This is a genomic window from Lentzea sp. NPDC058450 (genome assembly GCF_042721395.1).
Lineage (GTDB): Bacteria > Actinomycetota > Actinomycetes > Mycobacteriales > Pseudonocardiaceae > Lentzea.
Genome location: NZ_JBHXLO010000010.1, coordinates 17,244 through 30,880 on the forward strand (window position 1 = coordinate 17,244; position 13,637 = coordinate 30,880).

General features: G+C 70.1%; 11 protein-coding genes and 2 tRNA genes. 8 read left to right on the top strand and 5 right to left on the bottom strand.

Going from position 1 to position 13,637, the window contains the following annotated elements; translation table 11 throughout:
• Nucleotides 1-256 precede the first annotated feature (256 nt).
• Both ACFWNN_RS17520 and ACFWNN_RS17525 read left to right on the top strand, forming a co-directional pair.
• Nucleotides 257-502, top strand: coding sequence for a hypothetical protein (locus tag ACFWNN_RS17520; RefSeq protein ID WP_382440957.1), 246 nt, complete (start codon nt 257-259; stop codon nt 500-502).
• A gap of 44 nt (nt 503-546) precedes the next feature.
• Nucleotides 547-3,090 carry a BTAD domain-containing putative transcriptional regulator gene (locus ACFWNN_RS17525; protein ID WP_382440958.1) on the top strand — a complete coding sequence of 848 codons (2,544 nt, stop codon included), beginning with the start codon at nt 547-549 and terminating at the stop codon, nt 3,088-3,090.
• A 72-nt stretch (nt 3,091-3,162) separates the two neighbouring features.
• Here ACFWNN_RS17525 and ACFWNN_RS17530 read toward each other — a convergent pair whose 3' ends face one another.
• Entirely contained in the window at nt 3,163-4,908 is a 1,746-nt protein-coding gene (locus ACFWNN_RS17530; RefSeq protein WP_382440959.1) for a proline--tRNA ligase, read from the bottom strand.
• Nucleotides 4,909-5,043: 135 nt separating this feature from the next.
• Between ACFWNN_RS17530 and ACFWNN_RS17535 the strand changes: the two genes are divergently transcribed.
• Entirely contained in the window at nt 5,044-5,400 is a 357-nt protein-coding gene (locus ACFWNN_RS17535; RefSeq protein ID WP_382440960.1) for a VOC family protein, read from the top strand.
• Between the two features lie 31 nt (nt 5,401-5,431).
• Here ACFWNN_RS17535 and ACFWNN_RS17540 read toward each other — a convergent pair whose 3' ends face one another.
• Nucleotides 5,432-6,394 (bottom strand): GNAT family N-acetyltransferase, encoded by a 963-nt coding sequence (locus tag ACFWNN_RS17540; protein ID WP_382440961.1) that lies wholly within the window; start codon nt 6,392-6,394, stop codon nt 5,432-5,434.
• Nucleotides 6,395-6,480: 86 nt separating this feature from the next.
• On the opposite strand from ACFWNN_RS17540, the gene ACFWNN_RS17545 reads away from it, so the two are divergent.
• The gene (locus ACFWNN_RS17545; protein WP_382440962.1) at nt 6,481-7,236 is read left to right on the top strand and encodes an SAM-dependent methyltransferase; all 756 of its coding nucleotides are present in this window, start codon (nt 6,481-6,483) and stop codon (nt 7,234-7,236) included.
• A 186-nt stretch (nt 7,237-7,422) separates the two neighbouring features.
• Here the strand turns inward: ACFWNN_RS17545 and ACFWNN_RS17550 are convergent.
• From ACFWNN_RS17550 to ACFWNN_RS17560, 3 genes are all read right to left on the bottom strand, one after another.
• Nucleotides 7,423-7,495 (bottom strand) — tRNA-Lys (locus ACFWNN_RS17550).
• A gap of 9 nt (nt 7,496-7,504) precedes the next feature.
• A tRNA-Gln gene (locus ACFWNN_RS17555) sits at nt 7,505-7,577 on the bottom strand.
• Nucleotides 7,578-7,593: 16 nt separating this feature from the next.
• On the bottom strand, nt 7,594-8,928 hold the full coding sequence (locus tag ACFWNN_RS17560) for a hypothetical protein (protein WP_382440963.1): 1,335 nt from the start codon (nt 8,926-8,928) through the stop codon (nt 7,594-7,596).
• 58 nt (nt 8,929-8,986) lie between these two features.
• Between ACFWNN_RS17560 and yaaA the strand changes: the two genes are divergently transcribed.
• The 4 genes from yaaA (at nt 8,987) to ACFWNN_RS17580 (ending at nt 13,633) form a co-directional block, all read left to right on the top strand.
• The gene (yaaA, locus tag ACFWNN_RS17565; RefSeq protein ID WP_382440964.1) at nt 8,987-9,715 is read left to right on the top strand and encodes a peroxide stress protein YaaA; all 729 of its coding nucleotides are present in this window, start codon (nt 8,987-8,989) and stop codon (nt 9,713-9,715) included.
• A gap of 210 nt (nt 9,716-9,925) precedes the next feature.
• A complete protein-coding gene (locus ACFWNN_RS17570) occupies nt 9,926-10,897 on the top strand; it encodes a serine protein kinase RIO (protein WP_382441149.1) in 972 nt (323 codons plus the stop codon).
• Nucleotides 10,898-11,128: 231 nt separating this feature from the next.
• Complete coding sequence (locus tag ACFWNN_RS17575) at nt 11,129-12,679, top strand: DEAD/DEAH box helicase (RefSeq protein WP_382440965.1); 1,551 nt, start codon at nt 11,129-11,131, stop codon at nt 12,677-12,679.
• An 81-nt stretch (nt 12,680-12,760) separates the two neighbouring features.
• On the top strand, nt 12,761-13,633 hold the full coding sequence (locus tag ACFWNN_RS17580; RefSeq protein WP_382440966.1) for an MFS transporter: 873 nt from the start codon (nt 12,761-12,763) through the stop codon (nt 13,631-13,633).
• Nucleotides 13,634-13,637 lie beyond the last annotated feature (4 nt).

A 13,637-nucleotide genomic window follows, 5' to 3' on the forward strand; every position in this document is an offset into this window, starting at 1 on the left:
CATTGCGGTACACCGCACCTAATTTCTGTGATTACCAACCACCCTGCGTAGTAACAGCTGCGCACTGACTGGTGACTCAGCCTCCGAGCCGTCTCATTTGGCGTCCGCCGCACCGCCATCACGACCGATTGATACGCGGCGGGTGCGTGATAGAGCCGCGATGGGCAGCGCTCCTAACTTCGTTCTCAGTCGCCGCCGATATGGCGACGAAGCACAACTCGAAGTCTTAGGTCCTACCAAGCACGAGGAGGCCGACATGATCCGCAAGACGACCGCCGCCGCTCTGGTTCTCGCCGCTGTCCCGGCGACCCTGGCGCTCGCGCTGTTCACCGGGACCGCGCAGGCCACCGACACCCCGTGGCAGCACAGAGGAGTCATCGACACCCCCTGGGTGCAGAAGAACGACACCCCGTGGGGCGCGACCGACACACCTTGGAACCACTCCATCAAGCTGCCTTCCCACGGTGGCACCCCGCGGAGCGACGACACCCCCTGGGGCTGATCTCTCCCCTCCGTACGGACACCCACCCCACTGGAGACCGGACCATGCGATTTCACCTGCTGGGCTCACTGGAAGTCCTCGACGACGACCTGCCCGTCCCGCTGGGCGGGGTCAAGCAGCGCGCGGCTCTGGGTTTCCTCCTGCTGCACGCCAACCGAGTGGTGGCGACGAGCAAGCTGCTCCAAGCGCTGTGGCAGCGGGACGTCCCGCCCACCGCGCGCAAGATGCTGCAGAACGCCGTCTCAGGGTTGCGAGGCGTTCTCACTCCCCACGGCACCACCGAGGGGTCCGCACTGCTGTTGACCCACGCGCCGGGGTACCTGCTGCGCGTGGACCAGAACTCCCTCGACCTGTCGCGCTTCCAGCAGCTGACCGAACAGGGACGAGGTGAACTGTCCGCCGGCAACTGGCCTGCCGCGGCGAGGGTGCTCCGCAAAGCACTCAGCCTGTGGCGCGGCCCGGTGCTCGCGGATCTCGTGGAGACCGGGATCAACTGGCCGGAGCTGACCGCCATCAAGGACTGGCGGCTGTCGGCTCAGGAGAACTGCTTCGAGGCGGAGCTCGCCTGTGGCAGGCACTACGAGATCATCGGCGAACTGGAGTCGTTGATCGAGGTCGAGCCGTATCGCGAACGGCTCAACGGTCAGTTGATGCTCGCGCTGTACCGGTGTGGCCGGCAGGTGGACGCGCTGAGCGCCTATCGCCGCACCAGGGCGGCGTTGGTGGAAGGACTCGGCCTCGAGCCGGGCCGCGAACTCCAGGAGCTGGAGCGCGCGATCCTCGACCACGCCCCCGTGCTGGACCTTCCGCCGTCGGTGCAGCGCAGGCACCTGCTCGCCGTCGGCCAGACCTCTCCCGCTCCCGTCGTGGTCACGTCCCCGCCGCCCGCGCCCGCCGCACCCGTCGTGACGGTGGACGCCCGGGACGTGACGACGGTGGAGCGCAAGCTCGTCAGCGTCGTGATGGTGTCGGCGCAGCTCGGCCTCGCCGCGGGTGACGGCGACCCCGAGGACGTCGACGCCGTGCACCAGGAAGTCGCTTCCGTGGTCGCCGCCGAGATCTCCCGGCTGGGTGGTGTCGTCGGCGGCAACGTCGGGTCCGTGTTCCTGGCGATGTTCGGTGTGCCCAAGAACGCCGAGGACGACGCCGACCGCGCCGTGCGTGCTGCTCTCGCCGTTCGCGATCGTCTGATTTCTGTGGCGGACGTGCAGATCGGTGTGGCTACCGGCGACTCTCTCGTACGGTCGCCTGCTGTTGGCACGCCGACTGCCACGGGCGTGTTGTTGGACAAGTGCCGTCAGCTGATGGCGTTGGCACCGCTTGGCGCGGTGCGTGCGTGCACCTCTACTCGTGAGGCCGCGGTCTCCGTGACGTGGGAGGCCGATGGCGCGCCGTCCGGTGGCTGGCAAGCGGTGTCGTGCGTGTCGCCGCGGGGCGTCGACCGTCGTGCGCAGGCCGCCGTGCCGTTCGTGGAGCGCGAACGTGAGTTGCTCGTGCTGCAAGGACTTCTCGAAGAGGTCCGCACCCGGCACCGTCCGCACTTCGTGACCGTGCTCGGCGAGGCCGGTGTCGGCAAGACGCGTCTCGTCAACGAGCTGGCCTCGTCCTGTTCGGTGTTGCGCGGTACCGCGACGGCTTTCGGCGACGACCACGGCTACGGGCCGTTGGCGGACGTGGTGAGCGGGTTCTCGTCGTTCGAGACCCTGCGGGCCGCGATGGCGTCCCTGGTCGGCGTCGGTGAGCTCGCCGACCGGCTGCACGCCAGCCTGGCCTGCCTGGCCGAACCTTCTTCCGGTGTGCAGCCCGACTTCCCCTCGTGGCGGCGGTTCCTGGAGGAGGTCGCGGAGTCCTCGCCGCTGGTCGTGCTGCTGGAGGACGTGCACTGGGCGAACGACGTGGTGCTCGACTTCATGGAGGAGCTGAGCGAGCACGCCAGTTCGGTGCCGCTGCTGGTGATCGCGACCGCACGGCCTGAGCTGCTGCAGCGCAGACCGTCGTGGTTCGGCGGGAAGCGCAACGCGACCACGATCAGCCTGGAACCGTTGTCGCACAACGGCACGCGCAGTCTGCTGGACTCGTTGCTGCCCACCGGCGAGCTGTCCGCCGAGTTGTGGCAGGCGTTGATGTCGTGCGTCGGCGGCAACCCGTTGTTCGCCACCGAGTACGCACGGATGATGGCCGACCCACGGATGTCGTGCGTGCAGAACGGGTCGTCGTTGCCCCTGCCGCCATCGGTGCGTGGCGTGCTCACGGCCCAGCTCGACTCGCTGCCGTTCGAGGTGAAGGCGGTGCTCCAGGACGCCGCGGTCACGGCCGACCTGGTGTCGCCCGGGGCCGTGGCGGCGACCGGCGGGCGGGACGCGCTGGAGGTCGCGAAGGCGCTGGAACTGCTGGAACAGCGCGACTTCCTGCGCCGGCAGGGCCGCAACAGCGAGACGGGCGAGATCGAGTACGGCTTCCGGCACCAGCTGGTGCGCGACGTGGTGGCCGAGCAGCTGCCCCGTGCGTTGCGGGCCGCGAAGCACGAACGGGCCCAGGTGTGGTTCGACGAACCAGCCCTGGACCTCACCGACCGCCGGGCGGGCTAGCCCGGTGCAACGCTGAACGCCGGGCCGCGCGCCCACCCCCTTGCGCGCTGCCCGGCGTTCGGTTCGTTCTGATCAGCCGCGGACGACCTGCACCAGGTGGTCGACGACCTCGGCGACCGGCACGTCGGCGCGCTCGCCGGACTTGCGGTCCTTGACCTCGACGACGCCGTCCTTCAGACCGCGGCCGACGACCAGGATCGTCGGGATGCCGACGAGCTCGGCGTCCGCGAACTTCACGCCGGGGCTCGCCTTGCGGTCGTCCAGCACGACGTCGAGGCCCTTGTCGCTGAGCTGCTTCGCGAAGTCCTCGCCGGCCTGCATCAGCGTCTCGTCCTTGCCGGCGACCACGACGTGGACGTCGGCGGGCGCGACGTTGCGGGGCCAGATCAGGCCGCGGTCGTCGTGCGACTGCTCGGCGATGACCGCGACGAGCCGCGAGACGCCCACGCCGTACGAGCCCATCGTGATGCGGACGGGCTTGGAGTCCGGGCCGAGGGCGTCGAGCGTGAACGCGTCCGCGTACTTGCGGCCGAGCTGGAAGATGTGGCCGATCTCGATGCCGCGCGCGGCGACGAGCACGCCCTGGCCGTCCGGGGAGGGGTCGCCCTCGCGGACCTCGGCGACGTCGATGACGCCGTCGGGGGTGAAGTCGCGGCCCGCGACCAGGTCGACGACGTGGTGGTCGGCCTTGTCGGCGCCGGTGACCCACGCCGTGCCCGTGACGACGCGGGGGTCGGCGAGGAAGCGGATGCCGTTGGCCTGGATGGCGCCCGGACCGATGTACCCCTTGACCAGGAACGAGTTCTTGGCGAAGTCGCTCGCCTCGAGCATCGCGACCTCGGCGGGCTCCAGCGCCGCTTCGAGGCGCTTGAAGTCGACCTCGCGGTCACCGGGGACGGCCACCGCGAGCAGCGTCCAGTCCTTCTGGCCGGGCTGCTGGGTCTTGACCAGGACGTTCTTCAACGTGTCGGCCGCGGTGAACTTGCGGTCGGTGTTGGCGTTGAGGAAGTCCACCAGCGTCTCGATGGTGGGCGTGTTCGGCGTGTGGTGCACCTGCGCGGCGGGCTTGTCGTCGATCGGCTGCGCGGCGGGCACGGGCGTCTTCACGGCCTCGACGTTCGCGGCGTAACCCGACTCGGTGCTGCGCACGAACGTATCCTCGCCCGTCTCCGCGACCGCGAGGAACTCCTCGGACGCCGAGCCGCCCATCGCGCCGGACGTGGCGGAGACGATCACGTACTCCAGGCCGAGCCGGTCGAAGATGCGGATGTAGGCGTCGCGGTGGTTCCGGTACGACTCGCTGAGGCCCTCGTCGGTGAGGTCGAACGAGTACGAGTCCTTCATGAGGAACTCGCGGCCGCGCAGGATGCCCGCGCGGGGACGCGCCTCGTCGCGGTACTTGGTCTGGATCTGGTACAGCGTGACGGGGTAGTCCTTGTAGGAGCTGTACTCGCCCTTCACGGTGAGGGTGAACATCTCCTCGTGCGTGGGTCCGAGCAGGTAGTCGGCGCCCTTGCGGTCCTTGAGGCGGAACAGGTTGGGGCCGTACTCCTCCCACCGGTTGGTCGCCTCGTAGGGCTCCTTGGGCAGCAGCGCCGGGAACTGGATCTCCTGCGCGCCGAAGGCGTCCATCTCCTCGCGGACGACGGCCTCGATGTTGCGCAGGACCTTGAGGCCCAGCGGCAGCCAGGTGTACCCGCCCGGCGCGACGCGGCGGACGTAGCCGGCGCGCACCAGCAGCTTGTGGCTGGGCACTTCGGCGTCCGCCGGGTCCTCGCGAAGGGTGCGCAGGAACAGCGACGACATCCTGGTGATCACGGTGGGTACTCCTCGTTCACGGGCAGTTGAAACAGCGTACTGGTTGGACGTTTTTTGGCGTTGCGCGCGGTGCTTCTCGTAGCCTCTGACCTGCGCTTCCCGGAATTGTCAGACCCTCTGGGTAGCGTCCCTCCCATGGCTCTCACCATCGACATGATCACGATCGACACGGGCGACGCGCGCAAGCTCGCGGAGTTCTGGACGGCGGCTCTGGGCACCACGATCCAGAACGACTGGGGCGAGTTCCTCGTGCTCGCCCCGAGCGGCTCCGGGCCCGCGCTGGGCATCCAGCAGGTACCGGACGCGACGCCGGGCAAGAACAGAGTCCACTTCGACTCGCACGTGCCGGACCGCCTGGCGGAGGTCGCCCGGCTGGAGGCGCTGGGCGCCACCGAGGTCGGCGTGCACAGCGTTCCCGGCCTGGTGTGGTCGGTGCTGGCCGATCCGGACGGCAACCAGTTCTGCGTCGGCCAGCCGGGCGAAGAGCTCTAGACGTGATGGCCGGGGATGGCGTGCCTGGGAGTCACTTCTGGAGATCGACGGCCCTGCCGTAGTCGATCCAGGTCCGCGCCACCCCGAAGCCGGCTCGTTCGTACAGGCCGAGCGCGCCGGTCGGGTTGGCCGTGTCCACGGAGAGCCCCGCGCGGTGGAAACCCTGCGCCCTGCCCTGAGCCAGCGTCCAGCTCAGCAGGGCGGAGGCCACGCCACGCCCGCGGTGCTCCTCCAGCGTGCCGACGTCCCCGATCCACAGCTCGCGGATTCCGGTCGCCTCCTCGAAGGCCGGGTAGTACCGCGAGAGCACGAACCCGACTACGGCGTTCCCACGGAGCGCCAGGAAGGAGGTCTGCGGCTGGAACCGCTCGCTGCCGGTGAACGACGCCGCCCACTCCTGCGGGCTGCGGTCCACCGAACCCCAGTGCCGCGCGAACGCGGCGTTGCAGACGACGCGGACCTCTTCGTCACGAGCCGTGGAGAACGGCACGATCTCGTAGCCGGCCGGGATCGGGACCTGGGCGAGTGACTCGCCCAGTGCCACCTCCAGTTCGGAGAAGTGGCGGTCCGCGTGGAAGCCGAGCTTCTCGGCCAGGGCGACGTGCCCCTCGGACCTGCTCTCGATCATGGTGGACACGGCGAGCGGCATGTCCGGGTGGCGGGCGACGTGCAGCCCGCGGGCGAGTGCGACGAGACGTTCCAGCAACGGCAGCCCGATGCCCCTGCGCCGGAACTCGGGACGCACCACGCCGTCGAGCCGCACGCGGTGCGTGCCAACGGGTTGGTCGCGCAGGACGACGAGCCCGTACCCCGCCAGCCGCCCGTCCGCGAACACGCCCAGCGACCCACCGGGCAGGTCGGTCTCGCCGAACGACTCGGCGAAGTCCTCTTCGGACAGCAACTCGCCGGTGTCGTCGACCTCCTCGGCCGCGCCGTACAGCGCGGTCACCGCGGGGATGTCCGCGGTGGTGAGCGGGCGCCACTCGAGTTCCACGACAGTCGAAGCTACGGAAGGGAGACACCCCCGAACAACCGAATAACGCGTTGCTCAGCGGCACCGCCATGGCCATCCTGTGGTCGATGACATCACCGGAGATCACCCCGCTGTACGAGGACGTGACGTTCCACGGACCGCTGTCCGAAGAGCGCGCCGCCCGCCTGATCGACTCACTGGGGCCGCTGGAAGACGCCCACGTGCTCGACATCGCCTGCGGCTGGGCGGAATTCCTGTTGCGCACCTTGGAATCCGCGCCCACCGCCACCGGCACCGGCGTGGACCGCAACGCCAGGGACATCGCACACGGCCAAGCCAACGCCGACGCGCGAGGCCTGACAGCCCGGGTCGACCTCCAGGTCGCGGACGTCGCCGAGTGGTCGCCCGGAAGGCAGGCGGACGTGGTGATCGTCAACGGCTCCAGCCAGGCGTGGGGCGGAGACCCGGTGCACCACACGGTGAACGCGCTGACGGCGGCGAGAGAACTGCTGCGCCCCGGCGGCAGGTTCCTGCTGGGCGAGTGCTTCTGGGAACGCGAACCCACCGAGGCCCAGCTAGCCGCGATGCCAGTCGAGCGCGACCACTGCCGCTCGCTGGCGGACCTGGTGGACCTGGCCCACGACCACGGCTACCGCTTGCTGGGCGCCGAACAGGCGAACCAGGACGAGTGGGACGTCTTCGAGAACCGTCACGGCCTGGCGTGGGAACGCTGGCTGCGCGCCAACCCCGACTCCGAGCACGCCGACGAGATCAGGGCGAAGGCCGACACCCAGCGCAACTACCGCCTGCGCGGGTGGCGCGGCACGATGGGCCTCGCGTACCTGACGCTGCAGGCGCCCTGACGGCACCGCCTGCGCGAGGCCCGGCCGTGCTGTCCAACGGCGTCTCCCGCCCCGCGCCGGGCCGGCCCGCCGAAGCCTGCGCGGCCCCTCCACCAGCCGGTGCGGACCTCGGGAACAAGAAGTGCCGCCTCCGCCGCACATCGCGGCAGAAGCGGCACCCCGAGCCACACCCGCAGGCGTGCCGAGGGAACACGGCCGGGCTCGAACCGGCGTCCACCCGGAGCAAGAGCCGGGCGCTCCACCACTGAGCTACGCGTTCCAAGGGGTGTTCGGCGGGCCGGGCTCGAACCGGCGTCCACCCGGTCCCAGAGCCGGGCGCTCTACCTCTGAGCTACCACCGAACACCCCACAGCCTGCTCAACCGGAGAGCGGCTGTCCACCCAATACCTCGCCCCGCACCGGCTTGCCGCTGAACACCCGCGCGCGCCGCAACGCCATGGCCCACAACGGATCCGACACGGCCACGCCGTGCACGAGCTCCGGGGTGGGCCGGAAGCGCGCGATCAGGCCGTGCTCGCGAGGCGCGGTCCAACCGGAACGCTCCGGGTCGACGCCCGCGGTGCGGCACGCGGCCTCGACGAGCGAGCGCGGGCACGAGGCGGTGCCGTCGAGCACCTCCCACGGCAGCGGCAAGCTCGCCCAGACCGCGGTGTCCGGGTGCACGCCGTTGCCCATCTCCTCGTGCCACCAGGTGAGGTCCGCGGCCATCAGCCGCATCGCCTTGCCCGGCCAGGAGTCCCCGAGCAGCGCCGTGAGCCCCGCCGCGTGCAGGCAGGCGATCCATGCGGTGCGGGCCGTGTTGTAGGCGCCCGCGTACGCGTTCCAGGTCGACGAGTCGACGCCCGAACGCACGATCATCGTCGACCTGTCGACGCCGGACGTGCGCCACAGGCCCGCCAGGACCGTCGCGGCCGAGCGGGTCGCCGCCGACCACCGGCCGAGCAGTTCGCCCAACTGTTCGGCGGAAAGGTGCCGCAGGACGTCCCAGCCGGGGTGCGCGAGAGCGATCATCGCCCAGTCGGTGCCCGCGGCGGCACGGCAGCGTTCGAAGAGGACGTCGGCCACCTGGTCGAACGGGTTCTCGCGGCCTGCCAGGCTGAACTCGCGGCGCAACTTGCGGCGGGCCGTGAAGTAGGCGACGAAGCAGGCCGCGGCGGGGTCCGCGCGAAAGCGGTCCCGGTCGATCACGTCGACGAAGCCCGCGGCCCCGAGCAGCGTCGCGCGGCGCAGGTCCCGGGTGCGGCCCAGGCGGCCGGCCTTCGCGGACAGCCTGCGCAGCACGCGGAAGCGGCGGTTGTACTGCCGCTTCGACAGCTCGATGCCGGCCTCGCCACGGGCGGCGCGGTTCAGCCGGTCGGCCAGGAAGTCGGTGTGCGCCGGGTCGAAACCGATGCCGGCGCCGACCAGAGCGGCGAACTCCAGCACCGACAACGGGTCCTCGGTGTCCACCGGGTCACCGGTGCCGAACAGGCGGCGCGTGGCGGCGACCTGGCGCGCGGCTCCCACCGGGCGGGAGTAGTCGTCGCTCATCCCGGAGAAGCCCAGCCCGCGCGACGCGTGCGCCGCGACACCGTTGATCACGGCGCGCTCGCGGCGCGTCGACGACGGGAGTGCTTCCAGCACCAGGACGGCCACGTCCTCAGGGCGTGGCCTGGCGTCGAGTGAGCGGTGCAGGCGGTCCAATGCGTCCACGTCACCCAGAAGACCACGCAGGTCCAGCGGTTTTCGGCCCCTGCCCTACCCTTGCAGCGTGCTGGTGCTGCTTCCCCCGTCGGAGACCAAGGCGATCGGCGGCGAGGGTGCGCCGCTCGACCTCGACGCACTGTCGTTCCCCGAGCTCAACCCGGTCCGCGACAAGCTCGTGTCGGCGCTGGCCGACCTCGCCCGCGACGTCCCGGCAAGCCTCAAGGCGCTCGACATCTCGGAGCGCCAGGTCGACGAGGTGCACCGCAACGCGCAGCTGCGCACGTCCGAGACCACGCCCGCGCTGCTGCGCTACACCGGCGTCCTCTACGACAACCTCGACTTCCCGTCCCTGAAGAAGATCGAGAAGGAACGGGCCTACGAGCGGCTCGCGGTCGCGTCGGCGCTGTTCGGAGCTCTCAAGGGCGGGGACCCGGTGCCCGCGTACCGGCTGTCCGGCGGCACGACGCTGCCCGACCACGGCAGCCTGCGCACGCTGTGGAAGTCCTCGCTGGAGCCCGTGCTGAAGAGCGCCGACGAGTTCGTCGTCGACCTGCGCTCCGGCGCGTACTCGAGCCTCGCCCGCATCCCGCACGCCGCCGTCGTCCGGGTGGTCACGAGCGAGGGCAAGGTCGTCAGCCACTTCAACAAGGCGCACAAGGGTCTGCTCGCGCGCGCCATCGTCCGGTCGGCGGCGGAGCCGAAGGACCTGAAAGGCCTGGTCAAGCTCGCGCAGAAGGCCGGGCTCAGGCTCGTTCCGACGGGCGAGAAGACCGCGGACCTGATCACGGATTAATTCGGTTGCGGGCCGTCGCGCCCGCACGGCAAGCTTCTCCCCGAAGCGTGACATCGGAGCTGGATCGAGGAGGTGCGTGATGTCAGAGCCTGTCTTTGGACGTGGCACCGCACTCGCGACCCGTCCAGCCGCCCTTCGCGCCTGATCAGCACCGTTTGATCGCAGAGCGCCAGTGGGGCGGTCACCCTTCATCGCTTGGGAGACCCCACCGTGCGCGAGCACGATCTTTACGAACGTTTCGAAAAGTCCTTCGACGACACCGACACCATGCGTCGCAAGGGAAAGCACAGCCGGAGCAACCGGGCCGACGACGACGGGGAACCGACGCGTCGCGGCCGCATGACCGAGGCCGAGAAGGCCCGTGTCGCACGGGTCCGCGAGGACCAGCTCAGCGCGGCGGACACCCCCGAGGACGGCGACCGCTGGTCCACGTGGGGCGACGCCGAGCAGGGCCCCAAACCGCACCCGAGCTGGATCATCACGGAACTGGCCGCGGTCGACCGCGAGCTCGGCATCGTGAAGACCGGCAAGGAGGCGGACGTCTTCCTGCTGGAACGCGCTATCGGCGACAGGTCCGTCCTGCTCGCCGCCAAGCGCTACCGCAGCAACGACCACCGGATGTTCCACCGCGACGCGGGGTATCTGGAGGGTCGTCGCATGAAGAAGTCCCGTGAGACGCGGGCGATCGCGAACCGCACCTCGTTCGGGCGCAACCTGATCGCGGAGCAGTGGACGGTCGCGGAGTTCGCCGCGCTCTCGAAGCTGTGGCAGATCGGCGCGCCCGTGCCGTATCCGGTGCAGCGCAGCGGTACCGAGCTGCTGCTGGAGTTCATCGGGGACGCCGACGGCACCGCGGCACCGCGGCTCGCGCAGACCCGTCCCGACGAGGACGAGCTGCTCGACCTGTGGCGTCAGCTCGTCGCGGCGCTGATGACGTTGTCCGAGGCGGGCATCACGCACGGCGACCTCTCGGCGTACAACCTGATGGTGCACGACGGCAGGCTGGTCATGATCGACCTGCCGCAGGTGGTCGACCTCGTCGCGAACCCTCGCGGCGTGGAGTTCCTCGACCGCGATGTTCGAAACATCTGCGGCTGGTTCGCCTCCAGGGGCCTTCCGCCGGAGATCGGAGACCCGTCCGCGCTGGTCACGGCCTTGCTGGACGTGGCGGGCATGGCGTGAGTGACGCGCGCGCCCGGCAGTGTCCAACAACACGGCCGGGCGCGCAACGCGTTGTCGATGATCAGCTAGACTGTAAAAGCACCGATGAAGGCTTGACCGCCGTTGACCGGTGCGTCCACCCACTCATTCAGGCGTGACCACCACGCCGGGCTCGTCCTTGTGAACTGGCACCGCGACTCGCGCGGGGCAGCCTTGAGACGTGCCATGTCTCGGAGGTTTGTTTTGCCATCCATGTCCGAAGGTCGTTCCGAGCGCGGACAAAGCCGCAGGTCACCGCGGCGCCGCTCGGGTCGCCAGGGCAACTCCTCGCGTCCGCAAGCGCGGGTCGAGGAACCGATCGTCGCCGAGCACGTCGAGAGCACCTTGCCGGAAGGCCCGCTGCCCTCGTTCGCCGAGCTCGGCCTCTCCGACGCTTTGATCCGTTCGCTGGCTGCCAACGAGATCACCGAGCCGTTCCCCATCCAGGCGGCCACCCTGCCCGACTCGATGTCGGGCAAGGACATCCTCGGCCGCGGCCAGACCGGCTCCGGCAAGACGCTGGCGTTCGGTCTCGCGATGCTGACCCGCCTCGCCGGCGGCCGTTCCGCGCCGCACAAGCCGCGCGGTCTCATCCTCGTCCCCACCCGTGAGCTCGCGATGCAGGTGGAGACGGCGCTCATGCCGCACGCCCGCGCGCTGGGCCTGTGGTGCCGCGTCGTCGTCGGCGGCACGTCGTTCCCGCGCCAGATCGACCACCTGCGCCGCGGCGTCGACCTGCTGATCGCCACGCCGGGCCGGCTGTCCGACCACGTCCGCCAGGAGACCTGCGACCTGTCCCAGGTCGAGATCACCGCGCTGGACGAGGCCGACCAGATGGCGGACATGGGCTTCATGCCCCAGGTCCGCGCGATCCTCGACCTGACCCCGCAGGACGGCCAGCGCCTGCTGTTCAGCGCCACGCTCGACGGCGACGTGGACAAGCTGGTCCGCCAGTACCTGCACGACCCGGTGACGCACTCGGTGGCCCCGCCCACCGCGAGCGTCACGACCATGGAGCACCACCTGCTCTTCGTGTCCCAGGAGGACAAGCAGACGGTGGTGACCGAGGTGGCCGCGCGCGAGGGCCGCACGATCATGTTCGTGCGCACCAAGCACCACGTCGACCGCCTGGCCAAGAAGCTCCGCTCGGTCGGCGTCCACGCGGGCGCCCTGCACGGCGGCAAGGCGCAGAGCGCCCGCACCCGCGTGCTCGGCGAGTTCCGCGAGGGCACCACGCCGGTCCTGATCGCCACCGACGTCGCAGCCCGCGGCATCCACGTCGACGACGTCTCACTGGTCGTCCACGTCGACCCGCCGGCCGACCCGAAGGACTACCTGCACCGCGCAGGCCGCACCGCACGTGCGGGCCAGTCCGGCACGGTCGTCACGCTCGTCACGCACGACCAGCGCCGCGCGGTCCAGGGCATGGCCGCGCGAGCGGGCATCCGTCCGGAGAGCACGAAGGTGCGCCCCGGCGACGACGACCTGGTCCGCATCACCGGCGCACGCACGCCGTCGGGCGAGCCGATCATCGAACGCGAGAAGCCGGCCCGCCGAGGCGGCAGCGGTGGCAGGCGCTTCGGTGCCCCCGCCGCCGGTGGCAGCGGCCGCGGCGAGTACCGCGGTGGCTCGGGTCGCCGGTCCGAGGGCGGCGAGTTCCGCGGTGGACCGCGCCGGTCGGAGCGGTCCGAGGGTGGTCGTTCGTTCGGCCGCACGGAGCGGGGCAGCAGCGCGGGTCGTCCGCGCCGGGCACCGCAGCACTGAAGCTTGACCTGATCAACGGCTGAGGCCGCTTCCCCGCTCCGGGGAGGCGGCCTCAGCCGTATGCGGCAAGTACGGTGCGTCATGGGGCGGAACTGGTACCTGTTGTGGAGCGGTAGCGCCATTTCGGCGTTGGGAGACGGGATCTTCCTCGCGGCCCTGCCATTACTCGCCGCTACTCTCACGCAGGATCCGAAGCTCGTCGCCGGGGTCAGCTTCTTCGGCACACTCCCCTGGCTGCTCTTCTCCCTCTCGGCCGGAGCAGCAGCGGACCGGCACAACGGCCGGCATCTCCTCCTTGCCGCACTCTGGGTGCAATGTGCGCTCATGGCCGTGCTGGCCGTGTTCCACAGTGCACACATCGTCTTCCTGTACGGCATGGCGTTTCTGATCGGTGCGGCCGAGACCATCCCGAAAGCGGTGGGCCAGCCGCTCATCAAGGCCACTGTGGACGATCAGCTGCTGGAGCGCGCGAACGGCAGGCTGTTCTCGTCGCAGGCGGTGGCGTTGCAGTTCGTGGGACCACCACTGGGCGGACTGCTGTTCGCCCTCGCGGTCCCGGCACCGTTCTGGGTCAACGCGCTCACGTTCGCCATCGCGGCCGCGCTGGTCACCAAGATGCGCATCGCGCACAACGCGCCGGTTACGAGGCCCAAGGCCCGTGAAGGCCTCCGATGGCTGCTCGAACACGAGGCGTTGAGGACCATCACGGTCGTGTCGGCTACGACGAACCTCTGCATCGCGATGACCATGGCGACGTTGGTGTTGTTCGCCCGGCAACGGCTGGGGCTCAGCGGTGCCGGGTTCGGGGCGTTTCTCGCCACGCTGGCATGTGGTGGTGTTGCGGGAGGGCTGCTCGCGGAACGGTTGCTCGCGAGAGTGAGGCACGCGGTGGAGGCGACTGTGGTGGCGATTCCGTTGTTGTGGCTGGGATTGCGACGATGGCCCACGGCCTGATGAC